The 22,710-nt window shown below is 69.1% G+C and carries 20 protein-coding genes; 11 read left to right on the top strand and 9 right to left on the bottom strand.

Going from position 1 to position 22,710, the window contains the following annotated elements; translation table 11 throughout:
* Positions 1-102: 102 nt before the first annotated feature.
* The 4 genes from paaI to EIZ45_RS14180 all read left to right on the top strand — a co-directional run bounded on the left by paaI (position 103) and on the right by EIZ45_RS14180 (position 4,002).
* Positions 103-498: a hydroxyphenylacetyl-CoA thioesterase PaaI gene (gene paaI, locus EIZ45_RS14200; protein ID WP_037812143.1), complete on the top strand. Its 396-nt coding sequence runs from the start codon at positions 103-105 to the stop codon at positions 496-498.
* Positions 495-1,775: a phenylacetate--CoA ligase PaaK gene (gene paaK, locus EIZ45_RS14195; RefSeq protein ID WP_134663197.1), complete on the top strand. Its 1,281-nt coding sequence runs from the start codon at positions 495-497 to the stop codon at positions 1,773-1,775. The genes paaI and paaK overlap by 4 nt, the downstream gene beginning before the upstream one ends.
* Entirely contained in the window at positions 1,772-2,362 is a 591-nt protein-coding gene (locus EIZ45_RS14190) for a TetR/AcrR family transcriptional regulator (RefSeq protein WP_037811921.1), read from the top strand. The genes paaK and EIZ45_RS14190 overlap by 4 nt, the downstream gene beginning before the upstream one ends.
* 587 nt (positions 2,363-2,949) lie before the next feature.
* Positions 2,950-4,002 (top strand): SMI1/KNR4 family protein, encoded by a 1,053-nt coding sequence (locus EIZ45_RS14180; RefSeq protein WP_167756434.1) that lies wholly within the window; start codon positions 2,950-2,952, stop codon positions 4,000-4,002.
* Here EIZ45_RS14180 and EIZ45_RS14175 read toward each other — a convergent pair.
* Positions 3,971-5,002: an Lrp/AsnC family transcriptional regulator gene (locus tag EIZ45_RS14175; RefSeq protein WP_134663200.1), complete on the bottom strand. Its 1,032-nt coding sequence runs from the start codon at positions 5,000-5,002 to the stop codon at positions 3,971-3,973. The two genes, EIZ45_RS14180 and EIZ45_RS14175, sit on opposite strands and share 32 nt — an antisense overlap.
* A gap of 119 nt (positions 5,003-5,121) precedes the next feature.
* Between EIZ45_RS14175 and EIZ45_RS14170 the strand changes: the two genes are divergently transcribed.
* Positions 5,122-6,348, top strand: a complete 1,227-nt coding sequence (locus EIZ45_RS14170) for a M20 family metallopeptidase (protein ID WP_037811925.1) — start codon at positions 5,122-5,124, stop codon at positions 6,346-6,348.
* Positions 6,345-7,658 carry an MFS transporter gene (locus tag EIZ45_RS14165; RefSeq protein ID WP_134663201.1) on the top strand — a complete coding sequence of 438 codons (1,314 nt, stop codon included), beginning with the start codon at positions 6,345-6,347 and terminating at the stop codon, positions 7,656-7,658. The genes EIZ45_RS14170 and EIZ45_RS14165 overlap by 4 nt, the downstream gene beginning before the upstream one ends.
* 78 nt (positions 7,659-7,736) lie before the next feature.
* Here EIZ45_RS14165 and EIZ45_RS14160 read toward each other — a convergent pair whose 3' ends face one another.
* Entirely contained in the window at positions 7,737-8,027 is a 291-nt protein-coding gene (locus EIZ45_RS14160) for a hypothetical protein (protein ID WP_037811929.1), read from the bottom strand.
* 163 nt (positions 8,028-8,190) lie between these two features.
* Between EIZ45_RS14160 and EIZ45_RS14155 the strand changes: the two genes are divergently transcribed.
* Entirely contained in the window at positions 8,191-8,793 is a 603-nt protein-coding gene (locus EIZ45_RS14155; protein WP_200864558.1) for a TetR/AcrR family transcriptional regulator, read from the top strand.
* Here EIZ45_RS14155 and EIZ45_RS14150 read toward each other — a convergent pair.
* Positions 8,790-9,806, bottom strand: a complete 1,017-nt coding sequence (locus tag EIZ45_RS14150; RefSeq protein ID WP_134663202.1) for an AraC family transcriptional regulator — start codon at positions 9,804-9,806, stop codon at positions 8,790-8,792. The genes EIZ45_RS14155 and EIZ45_RS14150 overlap by 4 nt on opposite strands.
* A 79-nt stretch (positions 9,807-9,885) precedes the next feature.
* Between EIZ45_RS14150 and EIZ45_RS14145 the strand changes: the two genes are divergently transcribed.
* The gene (locus EIZ45_RS14145) at positions 9,886-10,977 is read left to right on the top strand and encodes a winged helix DNA-binding domain-containing protein (RefSeq protein ID WP_134663203.1); all 1,092 of its coding nucleotides are present in this window, start codon (positions 9,886-9,888) and stop codon (positions 10,975-10,977) included.
* An 80-nt stretch (positions 10,978-11,057) separates the two neighbouring features.
* Positions 11,058-12,533 (top strand): NAD(P)/FAD-dependent oxidoreductase, encoded by a 1,476-nt coding sequence (locus EIZ45_RS14140; RefSeq protein ID WP_134663204.1) that lies wholly within the window; start codon positions 11,058-11,060, stop codon positions 12,531-12,533.
* On the opposite strand, the gene EIZ45_RS14135 is transcribed toward EIZ45_RS14140, so the two are convergent.
* The gene (locus EIZ45_RS14135; RefSeq protein ID WP_205669931.1) at positions 12,505-14,001 is read right to left on the bottom strand and encodes a chitinase; all 1,497 of its coding nucleotides are present in this window, start codon (positions 13,999-14,001) and stop codon (positions 12,505-12,507) included. The two genes, EIZ45_RS14140 and EIZ45_RS14135, sit on opposite strands and share 29 nt — an antisense overlap.
* A gap of 168 nt (positions 14,002-14,169) precedes the next feature.
* On the opposite strand from EIZ45_RS14135, the gene EIZ45_RS14130 reads away from it, so the two are divergent.
* Positions 14,170-16,548, top strand: coding sequence for a Tex family protein (locus tag EIZ45_RS14130; protein ID WP_134663205.1), 2,379 nt, complete (start codon positions 14,170-14,172; stop codon positions 16,546-16,548).
* A 55-nt stretch (positions 16,549-16,603) separates the two neighbouring features.
* On the opposite strand, the gene EIZ45_RS14125 is transcribed toward EIZ45_RS14130, so the two are convergent.
* Positions 16,604-18,331: an acyl-CoA dehydrogenase gene (locus EIZ45_RS14125; protein ID WP_134663206.1), complete on the bottom strand. Its 1,728-nt coding sequence runs from the start codon at positions 18,329-18,331 to the stop codon at positions 16,604-16,606.
* Positions 18,332-18,343: 12 nt separating this feature from the next.
* On the bottom strand, positions 18,344-19,672 hold the full coding sequence (locus EIZ45_RS14120; protein WP_167756433.1) for a serine hydrolase: 1,329 nt from the start codon (positions 19,670-19,672) through the stop codon (positions 18,344-18,346).
* A gap of 278 nt (positions 19,673-19,950) precedes the next feature.
* Here EIZ45_RS14120 and EIZ45_RS14115 point away from each other — a divergent pair, with 278 nt between their 5' ends.
* Positions 19,951-21,483: a DEAD/DEAH box helicase gene (locus tag EIZ45_RS14115; protein ID WP_134663208.1), complete on the top strand. Its 1,533-nt coding sequence runs from the start codon at positions 19,951-19,953 to the stop codon at positions 21,481-21,483.
* Positions 21,484-21,550: 67 nt separating this feature from the next.
* Here EIZ45_RS14115 and EIZ45_RS14110 read toward each other — a convergent pair whose 3' ends face one another.
* From EIZ45_RS14110 to EIZ45_RS14100, 3 genes are read right to left on the bottom strand one after another with little or no spacing between them, the layout of a single operon-like run.
* Positions 21,551-21,832: a hypothetical protein gene (locus tag EIZ45_RS14110; RefSeq protein ID WP_134663209.1), complete on the bottom strand. Its 282-nt coding sequence runs from the start codon at positions 21,830-21,832 to the stop codon at positions 21,551-21,553.
* Positions 21,833-21,873: 41 nt separating this feature from the next.
* Positions 21,874-22,266, bottom strand: a complete 393-nt coding sequence (locus tag EIZ45_RS14105) for a hypothetical protein (RefSeq protein WP_134663210.1) — start codon at positions 22,264-22,266, stop codon at positions 21,874-21,876.
* Complete coding sequence (locus tag EIZ45_RS14100; protein ID WP_134663211.1) at positions 22,263-22,664, bottom strand: hypothetical protein; 402 nt, start codon at positions 22,662-22,664, stop codon at positions 22,263-22,265. The genes EIZ45_RS14105 and EIZ45_RS14100 overlap by 4 nt, the downstream gene beginning before the upstream one ends.
* Positions 22,665-22,710 lie beyond the last annotated feature (46 nt).

Below are 22,710 nucleotides of genomic sequence, written 5' to 3'. Positions count from 1 at the left end.
GAGTCGCGGCCTTTACTGGGCTCCAGCCGGGATTACCGGCCATTCGGTCAGTAAGTCACCGTCCCGGAGGGCTAGCTCGTGACCCGCAACGCCGCGCACGCCATGTTCGACACCGACGAGGCGTCCCGCTCCCTCGGCATCGAACTCGTCGAGGCCGCCGACGGCAGGGCGGTGGCCACGATGAAGGTCACCGAGACGATGGTCAACGGGCACGACATCGCCCACGGCGGTTACGTGTTCCTGCTCGCCGACACCGCTTTCGCCCTGGCCTGCAACACGCACGGGCCGGTCACCGTCGCCTCGGGCGCGGAGATCTCGTTCGTCGCCGCCGGAAAACTGGGCGACCACCTCGTCGCGACGGCCGCCGAGCGCACCCGCTACGGCCGCAACGGCATCTACGACGTCACGGTGCACCGGGAGACCCCCGGCGGGCCCGAAGTCGTCGCCGAATTCCGCGGCCGCAGCCGCGTCATCGAGAAGACCCGGGAAGCACAGTGACCCCCACCCTCGCCGAAAACGTCAGCGCCGACGAGCTGGCCGCACTCCAGCTCGAACGGCTGCAGTGGACCCTGCGGCACGCGTACGAGAACGTCCCGCTGTACCGCAAGAAGTTCGACGACGCCGGGGTGCACCCCGACGACTGCCGCGAACTGGGCGACCTGGCGAAGTTCCCCTTCACCACCAAGGCCGACCTGCGCGAGAGCTACCCGTTCGGGATGTTCGCCGTGCCGCAGGACCAGATCCGCCGGCTGCACGCGTCGAGCGGCACCACCGGGAAGCCGACCGTCGTCGGCTACACCGAGAAGGACCTGGACACGTGGGCCACCGTGATGGCGCGCTCGATCCACGCCGCGGGCGGACGGCCCGGGCACAAGGTGCACGTCGCGTACGGCTACGGCCTGTTCACCGGCGGGCTCGGCGCGCACTACGGCGCGGAAAAGCTCGGCTGCACGGTGATCCCGGCGTCCGGCGGCATGACCGCCCGGCAGGTCCAGCTGATCACGGACTTCAAGCCGGAAATCATCATGATCACGCCGTCGTACATGCTGACGCTGCTCGACGAGTTCGAGCGCCAGGGCGTGGACCCGCGGGCCAGTTCGCTGAAGGTGGGCATTTTCGGCGCGGAGCCGTGGACCGAGCAGATGCGGTCCGAGATCGAGGAACGGTTCGCGCTGGACGCGGTCGACATCTACGGCCTGTCCGAGGTGATGGGCCCCGGCGTCGCGCAGGAATGCGCGGAAACCAAGGACGGCCTGCACATCTGGGAGGACCACTTCTTCCCCGAGGTGATCGACCCGTTCACCGATCAGGTGCTGCCCCAGGGCGAACGCGGCGAACTGCTGTTCACGTCGCTGACCAAACAGGCGCTGCCGATCATCCGCTACCGCACCCGCGACCTGACCCGCCTGCTTCCCGGCACCGCGCGTCCCGCGTTCCGCCGGATGGAGAAGGTGACCGGCCGCAGCGACGACCTGATCATTTTGCGCGGGGTCAACGTTTTCCCGACGCAGATCGAGGAAATCGTGCTGCGCACCGAGGGGTTGAGCCCGCACTTCCAGCTGGTCCGCTCGACCCGAGGCCGCCTGGACCACCTGACGGTGCGCGTCGAAGCCCGCGCCGAGACGACCGCCGAAGCCCGGAACGCTGCCGCCGCGCTGGTGGCCGCCGGGGTGAAGGACGGCGTCGGCGTGAGCGTTTCGGTGGAAGTCGTGGACCCGGACACCCTCGAGCGCTCGCTCGGTAAAATGCGCCGCGTGCTGGACGAACGCTCGTGACCGCCCCCGCCCGCCGCGGCCGGCCTGGCTACGACCTGGAGTCGCTGCTCCAGGTCGCGGTCAAGCTTTTCAACGACCGCGGCTACGACGGGACCAGCATGGAGGACCTGTCGCGCAAGCTCGGCATCACGAAATCCGCGATCTACCACCACGTGCCGAGCAAGGAAGAACTGCTGCGGCTGGCGGTGGGCCGGGCCTTGGACGGACTGTTCGAGGTCGCGGAATCGACGGAAGCTCTCGACGGGCGCGCGATCGACCGCTTGGAACACCTGGTGCGCGGAAGCGTGCTGGTGCTGGCGGATCGGCTGCCGTTCGTAACTTTGCTGCTGCGGGTGCGAGGCAATACGAAGGCCGAGCGAGCGGCGTTGGCGCGGCGGCGCGAGTTCGATCATCTGGTGACGGATCTGGTCAAGCAGGCCGAGGCGGAAGGCGATGTCCGGCCGGACATCGACCCGGCGATCGCGGCACGGTTGCTGTTCGGCACGGTGAACTCGCTGATCGAGTGGTACCGGCCGCGGCGGGGGTCGTCCCCGGAGGAACTGGCGGACGCGGTGTGCAAGATGGCGTTCGACGGATTGCGTGCTTGATCCCCTCTGTCGGCGGGCGTTTCTCGCTAGGCTGATCTTGTGGACTTGGGGGAGATCGGGCGGACTCTGGCAGAACGGGTCCGCAACGCGGTCGGCGGCCGCCGGTCGGATGCGGTGCTGCAGATATCGTGGCACGGCCGGGGAATACGGGCCGCGGAGTGGCTGGACGAGGGGCCGCCGGAGGACCCGAACCTGTACGTCGACACCTTCGGGGTGTTCCCGCCCGACTTGCCGCATGGAGTGTACGAAATGCGGCTGCGCCGGGACGGCAGTTACCGGTTCTCGTTCAGCTCCGACATCGAGCTGCTGACCGAGCGGGCCCGCTTCGTGTTCGACCCGGATTTCCGCTACCCGGGGCACCCAGTGCCCGGCATGCCGAGACCAGCGGGCATCGAGCCGACCGGGAGACCGACCGATCCGGCGGTACTGCGGGAAGTCGGCGCTCTCGTCGGAGAGTTCGCCGAGCGATACACCGCGATCACGGGACACGCCCCCGACTGGGCTCCCGGAGCCAGCGAGGAGGAAATCGCCGCGGCGGAAACTCAGGTCGGGGTTCGGCTGCCGGAAGACCTGCGCGCGCTTTCCGGTTGGTCGGCGAGGATTCCGGTGAGACCGGGCTGCTCAGCTACTACGCCCACGATTCCCTGGAGACGTTGGTCAGGGAGTACCACGACGGCCTGCCCGGCTCATGCGCCGGAGTCTCGTTCGACAGCCCGCTGGAAGACACTTGCCCCGTGTTCGACGCCGATCCGCCGGGGCGGCTCAAGCGCGTGTTCCGCAATGACTGGTGGGTGACCTTCGGCGGCAACCACGGCGGCGAGTATCTCGCTGTCGACCTCGATCCGGACATCGAGGGGAAGCCGGGCCAAGTGCTCGCGTACGGCGACTTCTCCGAAACGCCGCGCCTGGTCGGCACCTCGGTCGCTGAAATGATCGAGGAGGTCTTGAAAGCGCTGCGCGCGGGCCGGTACACCCTGCACGAAGGCGATCACCGGATCGAGGTCCACGCGTCCTTTACCGGTCTGCCGGTGCGGGACCCCGCCGAGAGCGTTCGCGATCGGGCGGATCCGGCTGAGGCGATCGCCGGTGCCGAACATCCGGAACTGGTCCAGGCCTGCTACCTCCGCCACGAGGGCGACCTCGACCTGACCGTGTTCGAGCCGCTCGGCTCGCTGCGCGACATCGGCGTGCGCGGCGCGAAAACCGTGACTCCCACGGTGACGAACCTGCCGCTCCTGGAATCCCTCACCATCGCTGCCGAACAGGCCGACCTCAAGGCGCTCGCCGGGCATCCGACCCTGTGGGATCTCACCCTCATCGACCTCACCCACCCCGTCGACCTAACCCCGCTGGCCACCCTCCCGAACCTCACCCGGCTTGCCATCTCCGGACTCGACATCCCGGCGATCGACCAACTAGCCCAACTACCCACCCTGCGCGTACTCACCCTCGACGCGAACCAGCTCACCCGTCTCCTGGCCTCCGGCCACCGTCTCCCCCAGCTGGCCGCCCTGACCGTCTCCGGCCGCGTCCTGCTGCCCGACGCCGTCGAGTTCCTCCGTCAGCTCCGCGGCGCCGACGTCCACCTGCAAGAGTTCACCGGCTCGCTCAGCGCTCCTCCCGAGCCGGAGCGGGCATAGTCACCACAAACCCCGTGCTGCGCCCCAAATCGTCCAGCAGCCAGCCCATTCGCTTGACCGTCCGCAGGATCAGCGCCGAGTCCACCACCGACAGCGGCGCGAGGTCCTGTTCCAGATGTTCCTGCATCCGCATCGATTCCTCGATCGACCGCATCCACGTGGTCACCAAAAGATTCGCCGGCCCGGGCAAACTCGCCATCTGCCGCACGGTCGGGTTGGCGCGCAAGCGATCCACGCACGTCGACACGTGGGCGACCGGCACCTGGCACCACCAGTTCACGACGATCGGCGACGGCGTCAGTCCCTGCGCGATCTCGCAGCGGAACGTCAAAGCATCGGCGTTCAGCAGGTGTCCGAGCTGGCGGCGCACGGTCGAGACCGGACGTCCGGTGATCCGCGCCAGATCCGCGGCGCTGCGTCGACCGTCCTCGCCCAAGGCGACAGTCAAAGGCGCGTAAGGCTCTTCCCACGGCTGCAGTTTGGCCATCCGCCCGCCGCCGATGGACGGCAGTTGCGACAGGGCCTGCACGCGCCGCCGATCCAGCGCGCCTACTCGCCAGGAGCTGCCTTCAACATGCAGTCGCGACGCCAGGTGCGAGCGGGTGTTGAGCACGCCGGGCAGGCTGGGGATCGCGTCCAGCAGCAAGGCGGACAGGTCGCGCAGGCCGAGGCCGAAAACGGTCAGCACCAGGCTGTATTCCCGCGAAGCTTCCTCGATGCTGGCCACCGAAGGCCACGTCGCCAGCTCCCGGATCAGCTCGCGTACCTGGCCGCTCGCGCAGCGGATTTCCACGTACGCGGCCTGCACCTGGTACAGCCCGGGCACGTGCGGATACGCCGTCACCCACGCCGCTCCCCCGTCGCGCAGGCGTTCCCAGCGCCGGGCCAGCGTCACCGGGGAGGAGTCGAGCGCCGCGGCCAGTTGCGTCCAGGTGGCGCGGGGGCGCAGTTGCAGTGCATGGATGAGCGAAAAGTCTTCCTCCTCCAGTGAGTCGATCATTGTTTTTTCTCCAGAGGGCTGGTTCGCGAACGATTCCGACAACTCTAACGCGATATCAGGCGTGAGTTCGCACACTCGACCACCAAGACGCCGTTCCCCGACGAAGAGGAGCCGAGCCGGTGGACCTCCACGAAGACGCCCGCAGCCAGCAGGACGACCTGGCGCGGCTGCGCCAGGAACTGCACCGCGAGCCCGAGATCGGCCTCGACCTGCCGCGCACCCAGGAACGGGTCCTGCGCGAGCTCGACGGGCTCGGGCTGGAGATCTCCACCGGAACCGGCACGACGTCGGTGACCGCGGTGCTCCGCGGCGAAGGCTCCGCCCGGGATTCGGCTCAGCCGCGCACGGTCCTGCTGCGCGCCGACATGGACGCGCTCCCGGTCCAGGAAGCGACCGGGCTCGATTTCGCCGCTACCAACGGCGCGATGCACGCGTGCGGCCACGATTTGCACACCACGTCGCTGGTCGGCGCGGCTCGGCTGCTCCACACGCACCGCGACCGGATCAACGGCGACGTCGTCCTGATGTTCCAGCCCGGCGAAGAAGGCTGGGACGGCGCGGGCGTGATGCTGAAGGAAGGCGTGCTCGACGCCGCCGGCCGACGCGTCGACGCCGCGTACGGGCTCCACGTCTTCTCGTCGATGCTGCCCAGCGGCCAGTTCGCGAGCCGTCCCGGGACGCTGATGTCGGCCTCGCACAAGCTGGTCGTGACCGTGCACGGCGAAGGCGGCCACGGGTCGATGCCGCACCGTGCCAAGGACCCGATCTCCGCCGCCGCGGCGATGATCACCGCGCTGCAGACGATGATCACGCGCCGCCTGGACATCTTCGACCCGGCGGTGCTCACCGTCGGCGTCATCCGCGGCGGCACGAAACGCAACGTCATCCCCGCGACCGCCGAGTTCGAGGCCACCGTCCGCTGCTTCTCCGACGACACCGCCGCCCTGCTGGACACCACGATCCGCGAGACGATCGACGGTGTCGCGCGGGCGAACGGCGTCACCGCTGACGTCGTGTTCGAGAACGAATATCCAGTGACCGTAACGGATGTCGACGAAACGGCGTTCGGCGCCGAGGTCGTCCGCGAGACGATCGGCGAGCAGTACTACACCGATCTGCCCAACCCGGTCGCCGGTTCCGAGGACTTCTCCCGCGTGCTCGCCGCGGTGCCCGGCACATTCCTCGGCCTCGGCGCGCTGATGCCGGGCCTCGAACCGGACACCGCGCCCAACAACCACAGCCCGTACGCCGATTTCGACCCGTCCGTGCTGTCCCGCGCCGCCACCGTCTACGCCGAACTCGCCGTCCGCCGTCTCGACCGGTTCGCCGAAGGAGCATTGCGATGACTTCTGTGGTCCCAGACCGTCGCCGCACCCTGTTCGGGCTCGGTGCCGGCAACGCGATGGAGTGGTTCGACTGGAACGTCTACGCCACGTTCGCGTCGTTCTTCGCCGCGCAGTTCTTCAACGCCCACAGCGCGGTTTCGGCTTTGCTGAGCACGCTCGCGGTATTCGCGGTCGGGTTCGCCGCGCGGCCGATCGGCGGCTGGGTGTTCGGCTGGATCGCCGACCGCAAGGGCCGCCAGCTCGCGATGGCGCTGACCGTCGCGATCGCCGCCGCGGGCAGCCTGGTCATCGGGCTTTCCCCAACGTACGGCCAAATCGGCGTGTGGGCGTCGGTGATCCTGGTGGTCGCGCGGCTGGCACAGGGCCTCGCGCACGGCGGCGAGCTGCCGTCCGCGCAGACCTACATCGCCGAGGTCGCCCCTCCGGCCCGCCGCGGACTGTGGTCGAGCCTGATCTACTTCTCCGGCACCTGCGGTGTCCTCGTCGGCACCCTGCTCGGCGCGGTCCTCTCCGGCGTGCTGACCCACGAGCAGATGCTCTCCTTCGGCTGGCGGATCCCGTTCATCCTCGGCGGCGTCTTCGGGATCTACTCGCTCTACGTGCGGCTCCGCATGCGCGAGACCGAGGTCTTCCAGGCGGCGAAGAAGGACGCGGAGAAGGAAAAGGGCCAGATCTGGCAGACGATCAAGCAGAACCCGAAGCTGCTCGCCCAGGTCATCGGCTTGACGGTCGGCGCGACGGTCATCTACTACATGTGGGCCGTCGCCGCGCCGTCGTACGCGATCACCGTGCGCGGCGTCCCGCCGACCGGCGCGCTGTGGGCGGGCGTGTTCGCGAACGTGGTCTTCCTGATCGCCTTGCCGCTGTGGGGAATCGTGTCCGACCGCATCGGCCGCAAGCCGGTGTTGTTCATCGCGATCGCGGGCCTGCTCCTGCTGAGCTTCCCGCTGAACGCGATGGTCGGGCACGAGCCGTGGCAGCTGTTCGTGGCGATGTCGATCGCGCTGATCTTCATGGCCGGGTTCTCCTCCATCGGCCCGGCGGTCTACGCGGAAATCTTCCCGACCCGCATCCGCGCGGTGGGCGTCGGAGTGCCGTACTCGATCGCGGTCGCGGCGTTCGGCGGCACGGCGCCGTACTTGCAGACGCTGTTCGCCGGTAACGGACATCCGTCGCTGTTCATCGTCTACGGGATCGTGCTGATGGTGATCAGCGCGCTGGTGGTGTTCACGCTGCCGGAAACCCGGGGCGTGGACCTGCGGGAGAAGACGGAAGCGGCCGACCGGGCGGTCACCGGGTCAGGAGCGTAGGGCGAAGCCACCGTCCGTCTCTTGTGGACAGTTCGCCACCCGGCCGTGCGGGGTTCCCCGCACGGCCGTCGGCGTGCTTCAGCTGTCCGCCTGAGTCTCGCCCAGCTGCCACCACAGCGCCGCGCGCAGCTGTTCGATCAGGGCCTCGTCGTCGTCCTCGCTCGGGTCCGCTCCCAGCGGCACCCAGCGTTCCTCCACCAGTTCGCCGTCGTCGTAGCTGCTGATCAGTATCCCCGGATACGAAACCGTCAGCTCGTCCTCCGGGCAGCCGGTCGCGCACGGCCGGTCGTCCATCCGCACATGCCGGTAGTGCAACCGCACCCCGACCCATCGGCCGGACGGCCGCGGCTGCTGGTCCGTGCCGTCCATCGCCCGCTCCCGCTCGCCCCACGTCCCCCGGCTGAAGGTCGCGCCCGGGGCGGCCGGAGTTACCGGCCGGTTGTTCCGGTTGGGTAACGGCATCCGGCGCCGACGCCGCCGGGCGATTCGCAACGTGTTGACAACGACCTCGCCCGGCGGCGAGGCTGGCCCGGTGAACAGCGGATCTCGGCGGCGGCTGGACCCCGCGCAGCGCCGCGCCGAGATCCTCGCCGCGGCCCGGCGGTGCTTCGGCGCCGGCAGCTACTCCTCGGTGTCCACTTCGGACATCGCGGCCGCCGCGGGAGTCGCCCGGCCGCTGATCAACCACTATTTCGGCGGCAAACGCGAGCTGTACCTCGAAGTGGTGCGGCAGATGACGATCGTGCCCGCCCCGGTCGTCGACGCGCTTCCGGACGGCCCGCCCCGGCTGCGCCTGGAGGTCGGCATCGACCGGTGGATCGACGTCGTGGAACGCAACCGCGACGCCTGGCTGACCGTGATCGACGCGGCGCACGACCCGGAGGTCGAGCGGATCATGCGCGAGGCGGACGAGATCGCCGCCGACCGCGTCCTCGCCGCCGCCCAGCTGCCCGAGAACGGGCATCCGCAGCTGCGGGCGATGATCCGCGCGTACGGCGGGATGTTGCGTGCCGCGTCCCGGGAGTGGCTCGTCCGCGGCACGCTGGAGCGGGCCGAACTGCGCGCGTTCCTGGTGGAATCGCTGGTGCAGCTGCTGGAAGTCACCTATCCGGCGGTGCTGGCGCAAAAGAACTAACGGTTGCGGCGGGCGTACGCGGCCGGAGTCGTCCCGGTCCAGCGTTTGAAGGCGTAGATGAAGCTCGACGCTTCGGCGTAGCCTAGGCGCAGGGCGACGTCGTCGACGGACAGCACGCCGGTGTCGAGCATTTCTTCCGCGAGCGTCTGCCGGACTTCGTCCAGCAGTTGCCGGTAACCGGTACCCGCCTCGGTCAGCCGCCGTCGCAGGGTTCGCGTGCTGAGGGTGAGCTGACGGGCGATCTCGTCCATCCCGGCGTCCGCGCCGCCGAGCCGCACCAGTCGTTCGCGCACCAGTTGCGGGACGCCCGAGCGCGTGCGGCGGCGGGCGACGAGAGCGTCGCACTGCGCGGCGCACAACGCGACGGTTTGCTCGTTGGCCTGCGGCAGCGGAAGGTTCAGCAGCTCCGGATCGAGGGTGACCCGGTGTTCGGCCGCGCCGAAGACCGGGGCGACGCCGAAGGCCGTCCGATAAGAGTCCACAAAGGACGACGACGGGAAGCGGAACTCCAGGCGTTCCAAGGAGATCTCCGGCAGCAGGTCCCGCATGACGGTGCAGATCGCGGACAGGTCGCGCAGCGCGAGGAACCGGGCGACGTCGTCCGGCACCCGCGAATCGTCCAGCACCAGGCGGAGTCCGGCGGCGTCCAGCTCGACGTGCGGAATGCAGAAGGTGAAGGACAAATCCAGGTAGCGCAACGCGAACACCATCGCGTCGCGCATCGTCGGGCTGCTGATGCAGGCGAACCCGAAGATGCCGAACGTCGTCGCGCGGTACCGGCAGCCGAGGCTGAGCGCGACGTCGTCGCCCGAGCCGACCGTCGACAGCAATGCCCGCACGACGGCCAGCTCCTGCCGCGCGTCGAGCTGCCGATCCGGCGCGCGCAGTTCCTCGACCGGCACTCCGGGCAGCGAGACGCCGCGTTCCTCGGCGAAGCGGTGCATGAGCAGCACACTCGCCGTGCCGCGCGGGTAGTCCCAGTCGCGGATGGCGGGTGCGGCTAGCTCGGCCATGGCCGGAATTATGGATCAACTGCCCGCCCGCGTGCGTTCGAGGGCCAAAACTGTCCGGGTTGCTCGTTAAGCTCCCGCCGTGCACCTTTCCCACCGCGTCCTCAACCGCGCCACCCTCCACCGGCAACTGCTCCTGAAGCCCGCCAAGATGCCGGTGCTCGACGCCGTCACCCACCTCGCCGGACTGCAAGCGCAAGCGCCGTTCCCGCCGTACTACGCGCTGTGGTGCCGGTTGCAGGGCTTCCAGCCAGACGATCTCGCGAATCTGCTGCTCGACCGCAGCGTGGTGCGGATGGTGCTGATGCGCGGCACGGTGCACCTCGTCCCGGCCGCGGACGCGCTCGCGTGGCGGCCGCTGGTGCAGATCGTCATGGACCGCGCCCTGACCGCGGCCAACCAGCATCGGGAACCGCTGTCCAAACTCGACCACGACGCGGTGGCGAAGACGACCAGCGAGTTGCTGCGCGAGCGGCCGTATTCGAGCGATCAGCTCGGCAAAGCGCTGGTCGAGCACTATCCGGAGACGCCGGCCGGGTCGCTGATGTTCCTGGTCCGCGCCATCCTGCCGCTCGTGCAGATCCCGCCGCGCGGCGTGTGGGGCAAGGCCGGGCAGCCCACCTACCAGGTCGCGGACCACTGGCTCGACGGCGTCGACGCGCCGGAGCAGTCCGCCGCCGAACTGGTCCGCCGCTATCTCGCCGCGTTCGGCCCGGCGTCGGTGGCTGACGTGCAGGCCTGGGCCGGCGTCACGAAGCTCGGCGAGGTGGTTGAGGAGATGGACTTGCGCACGTACCTCGACCCCGAAGGACGCACGCTCTACGACCTGCCGGACGCGACGCTGCCTGACGAGGACACGCCCGCGCCGACGAGGCTGCTCGGTCCGTTCGACCAGACGCTGCTGTCCTACGCCGACCGCACCCGGATGATCAGCGACGAGCACCGCAAACGCGTGATCACCATCAACGGCCTGGTCAAAGGCACCCTGCTGGTCGACGGCCAGGTCCGGGGAATCTGGGAGACCACCACCAGCCGCGCGTCGGCGACGATGGTCCTCACCCCGTTTGAACGGCTCGCGAAACACAACACGGCAGCGTTGGAAAGCTCCGCGCGAAAGCTGCTCGCGTGGGCCGAGCCCGGCAAGACGCACGAGGTCCAGGTCGTGCCCGGGTAGCCGCGTCCGCTGGCCGGAATTCTCGATCGAGTGGCCGTTCGTGCCTTCCGCACCGGCGGCCGCCTGCGTAACTTCGGCCTATGGACGACACCCCGTCGGTGCTGATCGTCGGCACCGGGTTCGGCGGAATCGGCGCCGCGATCGAGCTGAAGCGCGCCGGTTTCCCGAACGTCACGATCCTCGAGCGGGCGGCCGAACCGGGCGGCGTGTGGCGCGAGAACACCTACCCCGGCGCGGCCTGCGACATCCCGTCGCCGCTGTACTCGTTCTCCTTCGAGCCCAATCCGGACTGGCCGAAGCGGTACGCGATGCAGCCGGACATCCACGCCTACCTCAAACGCGTGATCGCGAAATACGGCATCGAACCGCACATCCGGTACGGCCGCGAGGTCACGTCCGCGACCTACGACGACGGCCGCTGGCGCGTCGAGACCGCACAGGGCGAAACCTTCGAGGCAGACGTCTTCGTGCCCGCCGTCGGCCAGCTTTCCCGGCCCGCCTTGCCGTCGATCCCCGGCCGCGAAACCTTCGCGGGAGCGGCCTTCCACTCCGCGGAGTGGAATCACGAAATCCCGTTGGCGGGCAAGCGGATCGCGGTGATCGGCACCGGCGCGAGCGCGATCCAGTTCGTGCCGGAGATCCGCAAGGAAGCCGCGCACGTCACGGTCTTCCAGCGCACGCCGCCCTACATCATGGCCAAGAACGACGGCCGCTACAAAGCCTGGCAGAAGCGGCTTTTCCGTCGCGTGCCGAAGACGCAGCTGTTCGGCCGCGCGCGGATCTTCCTGCTCGCCGAGTACGCGACCTACGGCATGACGCGGCACCCGGTGCTGACCAAGGCCTTCGAGCTGCGCACCGCTCAACTGCGCCGCCGTCATCTCAAGGACCGCACGCTGCGCCGCAAGGTCAAGCCGGACTATCCGCTGGGCTGCAAGCGGATCTTGTTCACCAACGACTACCTGCCCGCGCTCGCCCAGCCGAACGTGTCGGTCGAAACGTCCTCGATCAAGGAGATCACCCCGCGCGGCGTGCGCACCGCGGACGGCGTCGAGCACGAGGCGGACGTGCTGATCTACGGCACCGGATTCAAGGCGACGGAATTCCTCGGCCCGATGAAGGTGTTCGGCCGCGACGGACGGTCGCTGGCCGAGGCGTGGAGCGGCGGCGCGCGGGCGTACCTCGGCATGACGGTGCCGGGATTCCCGAACCTGTTCTGCGTCTACGGCCCCAACACCAACCTCGGCGCGGGTTCGATCATCTACATGATCGAACGGCAAGCCCGCTACCTCCGCCAGGCCGTCGAGCACCTCGCCCGGCCGGACGTGGCGTCGCTGGAGGTGCGCGCCGAGGTCGAGGAGCGCTACGACCGCGAGGTGCAGGCGCGGCTCTCGCACAGCGTCTGGAGCGGGTGCACGAGCTGGTACCGGCAGGAGAACGGCCGGGTGAGCACCAACTGGCCCGGGCTGGTCACCGAATACGACCGCCGGACCAGGGCACTCGACCCGGCCGACTACCTGGTGCGTTCGATCAGGGCAGGTTCTTCAGGCCCGCGCTGACCGTGGTGGCGAAGGAGTAGCCGTTCGACGCGTCCCAGTTGATGGACCAGGTCATCGCGCCGCGGAACTCCGGATACGTCGTCGAGGGCTTGAACGAAGCGCAGCCGGTGCCCTTGGCCATGCAGTTCATCGCCGACACGACGTTCGACGGCGACTGGTACCCGCCGCCCGCGGCCGAGCCCGAGGACGGCAGCCCGAACGCGACCTGGTCGGCCCGCAGTCCGCCCTGCAGCTGGATGCACGAGAGCGCGGTGAGGAAGTCGACGGTGCCCTGGGAGTAGACGTTCCCGTTGCAGCCGTTCATCGCGCCCGAGTTGTAGTACTGCATGTTGACGACGGTGAGGATGTCCTTGACGTTCAGCGCCAGCTGGAAGTAGCCACCCTGGGTGGACTGCATGTCGATCGTCTGCGGCGCCATGGTGATCACCGAGCCGCCGCCGTCGTGGATGCTGCGCAGCGCCTGCCCCATGTAGGTGGCGTTGATGCCGTTCTCCAGGTCGATGTCGACGCCGTCGAAGCCGTAGGTCGAGATCAGCTGCTTCACCGAGTTGGCGAAGTTGCTCGCCGACTGGCTGTCGCCGACGCTGATCGTGCCCTTCTCGCCGCCGACCGAGATGATCACCTTCTGGCCGCGTGCCTGCACAGTCTTGATGTCCGCGCGGAACTGCGCGTCGGTGTAGCCGCCGAGTTTCGACGACAACGCCGGGTCGAGCGTGAAGCTCACCGCGCCGGGCGTCGTGGTGGCGTCGGCGAAGGCGATCGCGATGACGTTGTACGTCGTGGGCACGTCAGCGAGTTTCAGGGTCTTCGCGCCGTTGTCGAAGTTCTGCCAGTAGCCGGTGAGGATGTGCTTCGGCAGGTCGCCGTTGTGCGGCGGGGTGCTGGTCGTGGTGGTCGTCGGCGGCGTGGTCGGGGTGGTCGGGGTCGTGGGCGTCGTCGGCGAAGTGGAGGTCGTGGGCGGGGTGCCCGGGCCGTCGAGGCTGACGTCGTCGGCGAGGTAGGCGGGCTGGCCGTACCAGCCGTGCAGGTACACCGTGAGGCTCGTGGACGAGCCGGTGGTGAAGCTCAGGCTGAGCTGCTGCCAGCCGGTCGCTCCGGGCGTCCAGGTGTTCTGCACGGCCGAACCGGAGACGCCGAGGTAGACGTAGCTGCCCTGGACCCACGCGGACAGCTTGTACGCGGTGTTGGGCTGCACGGTGACCTGCTGGGAGCACTGCCCGGTGTCGGAACCGGAGGGCGCCGCGCTCAGCGAGTGGCTGCCGTCGTGTGCCTGGGTCGAGACGACCGACGAGGTGCCGGTGCAGGTCCAGCCGGAGAGCGAGCCGCTCTCGAAGCCGGGGTTGGCGAGGATGTTCGCGGCCGACGCGCTGGTGGTGCCGAGGGCCAGGGTGACTCCGAGCGCGAGCGCGACCGAGGCCAGCAGGGACACCAGGGCGGGCAGCCGCCGGGGGGACGGGTGTGGGGACACGGGCAGACCTCCGCAGGGGCAGTGAGCCAGATCACCTCAAAATGGACTAGACCAATACGGATGTCAAGGAACTTCCGGAGGTGCTTCGGCGGGCCATGCGCGGCGCGCGGGGCGGGCAGCGGCACAATGCAGGCTCGGAGCAACCCGAGACGAAGCAGGAGCCTGGTTTTGAGCGTGCAGTCGGTCGAGCAGCGGATCGCCGAAGAGCTGGGGGTGCGCGAAGGGCAGGTCAAGGCCGCCGTGACCCTCCTCGACGAGGGGTCCACGGTGCCGTTCATCGCCCGGTACCGCAAGGAAGTCACCGGAGAGCTGGACGACGCGCAGCTGCGCACGCTCGAGGAGCGGCTGCGCTACCTGCGCGAGCTCGACGAGCGCCGCGCCGCGGTCCTGGAGTCCATCCGGAGCCAGGGCAAGCTGGACGAGGCGCTCGAGGCGCAGATCCTCGCCGCGGACACGAAGTCGCGGCTGGAGGACATTTACCTGCCCTACAAGCCGAAGCGGCGCACCAAGGCGCAGATCGCCCGCGAGGCCGGTCTGGAGCCGCTGGCCGACGGCCTGCTGAACGACCCGACGACCGATCCGCAGGCGGCCGCCGCGGTGTTCGTCGACGCGGACAAGGGCGTCGCGGACGCGCAGGCCGCCCTCGACGGCGCGCGCGCCATCCTGGTCGAGCGCTTCGCCGAGGACGCCGACCTGATCGGCGAGCTGCGCGAGAAGATGTGGACCGAGGGCCACCTGGCTTCGAAGGTCCGCGCGGGCAAGGAGACCGACGGGGCCAAGTTCTCCGACTACTTCGACTTCTCCGAGCCCTACACCAAGCTCCCCTCGCACCGGATCCTCGCGATGCTCCGCGGCGAGAAGGAAGAGATCCTCGACCTGTCGATGGAGCCTTCCGAGCCGGTCGCCGAGGACGCCCCGGTCCGCGTCGGCCCGACCGAGTACGAGCAGCGCATCGCCGCCCGGTTCGGCATCAGCCAGCAGGACCGCCCCGCCGACAAGTGGCTCGGCGACACCGTGCGCTGGGCCTGGCGCACGAAGATCCTCCTGCACCTTGGCATCGACCTGCGGATGCGGCTGCGCCAGTCGGCCGAGGACGACGCCGTGCGCGTGTTCGCCGCGAACCTGCGCGACCTGCTGCTGGCCGCCCCGGCGGGCACCCGCGCGACGATGGGCCTCGACCCGGGCTTCCGCACCGGCGTGAAGGTGGCCGTGGTCGACGCGACCGGCAAGGTCGTCGACACCCACGTCATCTACCCGCACCAGCCGGCGAACAAGTGGGACCAGTCGATCGCCGAGCTGGCCGTGCTGGCCGGGAAGCACAACGTCGACCTGATCTCGATCGGCAACGGCACCGCCTCGCGCGAGACCGACAAGCTGGCCATCGAGCTGATCAAGAAGCACCCGGAGCTGAAGCTCACCAAGGCCGTGGTCTCCGAGGCGGGCGCGTCGGTGTACTCGGCTTCGGCGTTCGCTTCGCAGGAACTGCCGGGCATGGACGTCTCGCTGCGCGGCGCGGTCTCGATCGCGCGCCGGCTGCAGGACCCGCTGGCCGAACTCGTGAAGATCGACCCGAAGTCGATCGGCGTCGGCCAGTACCAGCACGACCTGTCCGAGGTGTCGCTGTCGCGTTCGCTGGACGCGGTCGTCGAGGACTGCGTGAACGCGGTCGGCGTGGACGTGAACACCGCGTCCGCCCCGCTGCTCACCCGGGTTTCGGGCATCACGACCTCGCTCGCGGAGAACATCGTGGCGCACCGCGACTCCCATGGCCCGTTCCGCTCGCGGACCGCGCTCAAGGACGTCGCGCGCCTCGGCCCGAAGGCGTTCGAGCAGTGCGCGGGCTTCCTCCGCATCCCGGACGGCGACGACCCGCTCGACGCGTCCTCGGTGCACCCGGAGGCGTACCCGGTGGTGCGGCGGATCCTCGACCGCACCGGCACCGGCATCCGCGAGCTGATCGGCAACGCGCGGACCCTGCAGGCGCTGAAGCCCGCGGAGTTCGTCGACGACACCTTCGGGCTCCCGACGGTCACCGACATCCTGTCCGAGCTGGAGAAGCCGGGCCGCGACCCGCGTCCGGCGTTCAAGACCGCCACCTTCGCCGAGGGCGTCGAGAAGATCGGCGACCTCAAGCCGGGCATGCGCCTGGAGGGCGTGGTGACGAACGTGGCCGCGTTCGGCGCGTTCATCGACGTCGGTGTCCACCAGGACGGTCTCGCGCACGTTTCCGCATTGTCGAAGAACTTCGTGAAGGACCCGCGCGACGTCGTGAAGCCGGGCGACATCGTCAAGGTGAAGGTGCTGGACGTCGACGTGCCGCGCAAGCGGATCTCGCTGACGCTGCGCCTGGACGACGAGCCCGGCGCTGCCAGCAACCGCGGCGGTGGCGGCGGACGTGATCGCGGCCAGGGCGGTGGCGGCGGTCAGGGCGGCGGCGGTCAGCGCCGCAACCAGCCGCAGCAGCGCGGCGGCGGCCGGGATCGTCGTGACTCCGGGGGCGGCGGCGCGATGGCGGACGCGCTGCGGCGCGCCGGATTCGGCAAGTAGCACAACGGAAAACGGCCTCCCGAACTGCTCGGGAGGCCGTTTTCGTTGTATGGGCTCAGGGATTCATCTCGTACGCGCCGGAAAGCTCGCGCACCTTTTCCCACACGCGACCGAACCGCTCGGCATCTACGACCGGCTTCCGCAGCCCGGCCAGCGCCAGCTCCTGCTGCTTCTCCGTGGAGCTCGACTTGCCGTGCAGATCGACCGCGGCGACGCTGAAGTCCTGCACCAGCACCGCGAACAGCTGGTCCAGCACATCGTCTGCCACGCCGGTCAGCTCAGCCTGCTCCAGGATCAGCTGCCCGTACACGACGAGCGTGAACAGTTCGGTCAGCGCGAGGCCGAAGTCCAGATCCTTCTGCTGCGCCTCGTCCGGCGTCGCCTCGGAAAGCAGCCGCACCAGCACGTTGGCCTGTTCGGTGAAGCGGGCGACGTTCGGCAGGTGCTTCGCGTTCTCGTACGCCGGTTTCCAGTCGTGGAACCGGATCTTCGACAGCCCGCGCGCCGGGCCTTGGCGGAACAGGAAGTCGTCGTCGGAGGCGTCGTCGCGGGTCGGCACCGCCGGGTATTCCTGCGGCGCGAACAGGTACGCGGGCATGAACTTCGCGATCAGCGCGAGGTTCACCGCGACCGTGCCCTCCAGCTTGGGCAGGCCGTCGATGTCGTTCTTGGCCATCGCGAGATAAGTGTCGGCCTCGAAACCCTTGGCCGCCACGACATCCGCGACCAGCCCGATCACCTTCTGCGCCTCGGTGGTCACCTTCATCTTGGTGATCGGGTTGTACAGCAGGTAGCGGCGGTCCTGCTGGTTCGCCGAGCGGAAGTAGTCGATCGCGCGGTCGGAGAACAGCTTCATCCCGGTCAGCCGCGCGTACGCCTCGACGAATTCGCGGCGCACATGCGGGAAATCGGTGACCGGGTTGCCGTACAGGATCCGGTTCTGCGCGTGCGTGATCGCCTCGTACAGCGAATGCGTCGCCATCCCGATGCCGCCGAAGCACAGGTTGAACTTGCCGATGTTGACCGTGTTCAGCGCGGCACTGAAGGCTTCCGCTCCGGTGTGGAGGATGTCCTCGGCGCGCACGGGGTAGTCCTCGAGCCGGAACTCCGCGACGTACATCTGCGACGGCACGATGTTCTTCACGACGTGGTAGTTCGGGTGCTCGGAATCGGCGTAGAAGAACACGTACTGCTCGGGTCCTTCGACGCCGTCGATCCGGCCGAACACCGAAGCGGTGCGCGCGCAGTTCCCGTTGCCGATGTAGTACTTCGACCCGTTCGCGCGGTAGCCGCCCTCGCCGTCCGGGGTGAGCACGAGGTCGGACGAGTAGATGTCCGCGCCGTGCTCCTTTTCGGACAGTCCGAACGCGCCGACGCCGCCCTCGGCCAGCGCCTCCGCGGCACGCTTGCGCGCGGCCGCGTTCCCGCTCTGCCACACCGGTCCGAGGCCGAGGACGGTGACCTGGAACGGGTACCAGTAGTTGAGCCCGTAGAAGCCGAGGATTTCCGCCAGCGCGGCGATCCGGCTGGTGTCCCAGCGCTTGTCCGGGTCGCCCGCGGAATCCGCGGCCGGGGTGAGGAACGTGGCGAACAGGCCTTCCTTGCCCGCGAACTCCAGGAAGTCGGCGTAGAACTCGCGGTCGTGATACGCCTGCGCGAGACGGCGTTTGCCGCGCGCTTCGAACCAGTCGATCGTCGCCCGCAGCAGTCGCTGGGTCTCCGGGTCGAACTTCCGGGCGTCGTAGTCGCGCGGGTTCAGCAGCGCTGTCGCCGTTTCGCTCATCGCATCTCCAGGTCAGCCGATATTACTGCCCGGTAACTTTAGCGCGGTGCGCCCGCCGAACTCCACCGCGTCCACCCGGCCGTGGTCATCACGCCGGAAACGCGCGCTCGGCCTGCTGGTGTCGGAGGCGCGGGCGAGCACGTCGTCGTCGACGAAGACGACCTCGAACGGCGGCGCGGAGAGGATGTCCGGATCCTCGGTGTCGAGGATCATCTGCGCCCAGAGCGAGCCGTCGCGTTCGGTGATTTCGAAGATGAGCGAGCCGGTCCGATACCGTCCAGGGCAGTCGCCCGGGTCGACTGCCCGAGTCGGACGACCGCCCGGTTTCGGCAGGTCAGCCACGTTCTCCAGGCACCAGTCGACGATCCGCGGGCCGAGCGCGCCGCCGCCCGCACTGTTGGTGAGGACGGTGACCGCGAGGTTCTCGCTCGGCACCATCACGAACTCCGACAGCTGCAGGTTGCTGATGTTGCCGCCGTGCCGCACCACCTGGGCGTCGCCGTGGCTCAGCCGCAGCCAGGACAGCCCGACCTCCTCGAACGGCAGCGCGCCCGTGCGCTGCGCGGCGTGCATGAGGCGGCGGGTCTCGTCGCTCAGCACGTCCGCGCCGGTCAGCTGGAATCGAGCCCATTTCAGCTGGTCGCGGGCGGTCGACCAGAGGCCGCCGGCCGCGGCTTCGGCCCGCGAGATGCCGACGGTGTGCGCGACCGCCGGACCGTCCTCGCGCAGCGCGTGCCCGACCGCGTGCCGCCGGGTCAGCACCTCCCAGGGCTGGAAGTACGAGTCGGTCATCCCGAGCGGTTCGAGCAGCCGGGTGCGGACCAGGTCCTCGTAAGTGCCCCCAGACACCGCCTCGGCGACGCGGCCGGCCAGCAGGAAGCCAGCGTTGCAGTAGGAGAACACCTCGCCGACCGGGAACACCTGCGGCAGCTCGGCGAACTGCTCCACGGCGCGGGCGAGCGCGTCGTCGCCCCATCCGGTGTCGACCTCGATGTCGCCGAGGAAGCCGGACGAATGCGTGAGGAGGTGGCGCAGCGTCACCGTCTTGGTGGCGAGCGGGTCGACGAGCCTCAGCTCCGGGAGGTACTCGACCACCGGCCGGTCCAGTTCGAGCACGCCGTCCTCGACCAGCACGAGCACCGCGGCGGCGGCGAACGTCTTGCTGGTGGAGCCGATCATGAACAGGGTGCCGTCGTCGACCGGCGCTCCCGTGTCCACACTGGACACTCCCGCGGTCAGCAGGGTTTCCGTGCCCTCGTGGAAAATTCCGGCCGAGACGCCGGGAACTTTCGCTTCTCGCGCCCATTCCGCCAGCAGTCCCCGGAGTTCGTCTGTGCTCATGCGGCCAGCCTCGCACCCGCGTGCGCGGCGGCGATGGTGGAAACGGACGAACATCGCGCGCCCGCTTCGTCGGTTCGCGCGTGGCGGCCTGCGGGCGATATCACGTAGCCCGCTGGATCTTGGGACGGTATAGTGGGCGATGCGGTCCGCTCAGTTCTGCCTCGGACCGCGTTTCACTGTTGTCGACGACCACGCGCCGCAGCCACCCGAGGCCGCGCCGGGCAGGACAACCGCGCTACGTACGGAGATACGGGACGCTGTCGCGTCCGCACCAACCCATGACGACTTTCACCGAACTCGGCCTGCCCAAGACTCTTGTCGACGCGCTCGCCGCACAGGGCGTCACCGAGCCCTTCCCGATCCAGGCCGCCACGCTCCCGCACACGCTCGCGGGCCGTGACGTGCTCGGCCGCGGCCGCACCGGCTCCGGCAAGACCTACGGCTTCGTGCTGCCCGTGCTGGCCCGCCTCGCCGCCGGGCCCACGCGGCGCCGCCCCGGCCGTCCGCGGGCGCTGATCCTCGCCCCGACGCGCGAACTGGCCACCCAGATCGAGGCCGCGATCGTGCCGCTGGCGCGCCCGCTCGGCCTCAAGGCCACCACGATCTTCGGCGGCGTGAGCGCGAACCCGCAGATCACCCGCCTGCGCGACGGCGTCGACATCGTCGTCGCCTGCCCCGGCCGGCTCGCCGACCACATGCGCTCCGGCGAAGCGAAGCTGGACAAGATCGAGATCACCGTCCTCGACGAGGCCGACCACATGGCCGACCTGGGCTTCCTGCCCGAGGTCCGCCGCATCATGGCGGCCACCCCCGAGCGCGGCCAGCGCCTGCTGTTCTCCGCGACCCTCGACAACGGCATCGACGTGCTCGCGAAGCGCTTCATGAACGACCCGATGCTGCACAGCGTCGACTCGGCGCAGTCCCCGGTCTCGACGATGACGCACCACGTGCTGCACCTCGAGGAAACCCACCGCCTGCCGGTACTGGTCGACCTGACCGCGGCTCCCGGCCGCACCCTGGTCTTCACCCGCACGAAGCACCGCGCGAAGGCCCTTACCCGCAAACTCGTCGCGAGCGGCGTCCCCGCGGTCGAACTGCACGGCAACCTCGGCCAGAACGCGCGCACGCGCAACCTGGAAGCCTTCTCGTCGGGCACCGCGAAAACCCTGGTGGCCACCGACATCGCCGCCCGCGGCATCCACGTGGACGACGTCACGCTGGTAATCCACGCCGACCCGCCGGTCGAGCACAAGGCGTACCTGCACCGCTCCGGCCGCACCGCACGGGCGGGCGCGTCGGGCACCGTGGTGACCCTGATGACCGACGAGCAGGTCTCGGACGTCCGTGCGCTCACCCGCAAGGCCGGGATCTCGCCGACCACCACGCGGATCTCGCCGACGCACCCGCTGCTGGCCGAACTCGCCCCCGGGGACCGCTCGTTCACCGCTTCGCCGCGTCGCCCCGTGGTGGACAACCGTCCGAAGACGGTCACCGCCTCCGGTGCCGCACCGGGCACCGGCCGCCGCCGCGGCGCCCCCTCGGAAAACCGCGGCGGACTCGGCGCGCGGACTGGTTCGCAGCCCCGCCGCTCCGGCGGCCGCGGCGGACCTCGACAGGGCAGTGAAGCCCGTTCCACGGAGCGGCAGCCAGGTCAGGCCCGCCGGGAAGACCAGCGTCGCGGTACGGGTGCCGGTCGCCGCGGCGCGGAGGGCGCTGGGCGTCGCGCTGCTGGCGCTGACCGTCGCGGATCGGGCCAGCCGCCGCGAAACCGCCGCAACGGCTCGAGCGGACGGCGTCAGTCAGAGTCCTGAGATGTGCACCGGGCGGGTCGGAGATGAGCTTGTTCAGTCTCCGGCCCGCCTTGCTGTGCGGAGGAAATCAGGCGAACCAGTCGCCGATGTCCTTCCACTGGAAGGCTTCTTTCCAGGAGTCGTCGTCAGCAAGCCAACCAACGATGGCGGCGGCGACCTTGTCCCGCGAGACAGTCAGCGTCTGGTAGTGACTGGTCGGCTTTCCGTCCCGGTATTCCAGCTGGTACACGCCGTTGTCGCGAAGCCACACCTGGATGAAGACGTTGTCCGGATCGGCGTCGCTGGAGATGACCGCGTTTCCATCCCGTGCCATGGCTTCCAGCACGGCGACGACGTTGTCCTCGGACACGCCTTTCACCTGGACGCCGTTGGACGCCCGCAACGTCGCCTTCACCCCACGGGCCCGGGATCAGCCCAGAATTCCTTGATTTCGTCCGTCATGCCGTAATCCTGCGGGATTTCCAACGACAAAGCGTACGGATAGTCTTCCGCACGAATGCGGCGACGCTCCTCCTCCGACAACTCCGGCAGCTTCTTCCGCCGAGCCCGCGCCAATTTGCGCGGCTTCCCCTCGTGCACGCACACCGCGCCGATCGCCAACGCCTTGCTGAACATCATTCCCGCGCCGGAAGGCGTCGACGGGCCGTTGTGCGAGACCCAGCCAGCGATGCAGCCCAGCCGAAGCAGTTCGTCGTCGGTACACGAGACGACCCACTCGGCCGCGGCGTCCTCGCCGTACTCGAGCAGGTCTCGTCGAATAAGGCCTCTTGTTGCCGAGATCATGCACGCCCCGGACGCCGCGCCTGCTGCCAAAACGACTTGAATTCCTCGGTCACCCCGTAAAAATTGCCTTTTACCGCCAAGTCATGCGAACTCGGAGAACCGGAAAAAGACAGTTTCAGAGCTTCCTCCCTGGACAGCTCCGGGAGCTTCCGCCTCCGGGACCTGGCGAGCTTCCTGGGATGCCCGTCATGCACGAAAACCGCGGCGATCGAAGAGGCGGCCACCGGCGTGAACCCGGCCTCGGGCAGACAGCCGGAGGGGTCTGACAGGAGCCAGTCCGCGACGCCGCACACCCGATGGAAGTCGTCGTCATCGCATCCGGAAACCCACTCGGCCACCGCCTCTTCGCCGTACTCGGCCAACCCTCTCGAGACCAGGGCCCGACTCGTCGAAAACATGCTGCCCACCTTGCCCGAATCCGCCGCGGCCGCCCGGTCCTACCGG

The organism is Amycolatopsis sp. CFH S0740 (assembly GCF_004522315.1).
Classification (GTDB): domain Bacteria; phylum Actinomycetota; class Actinomycetes; order Mycobacteriales; family Pseudonocardiaceae; genus Amycolatopsis; species Amycolatopsis nivea.
The sequence above is the reverse complement of the archived record's forward strand: the minus strand, read 5'-3'. Positions and strand labels throughout refer to the sequence as shown.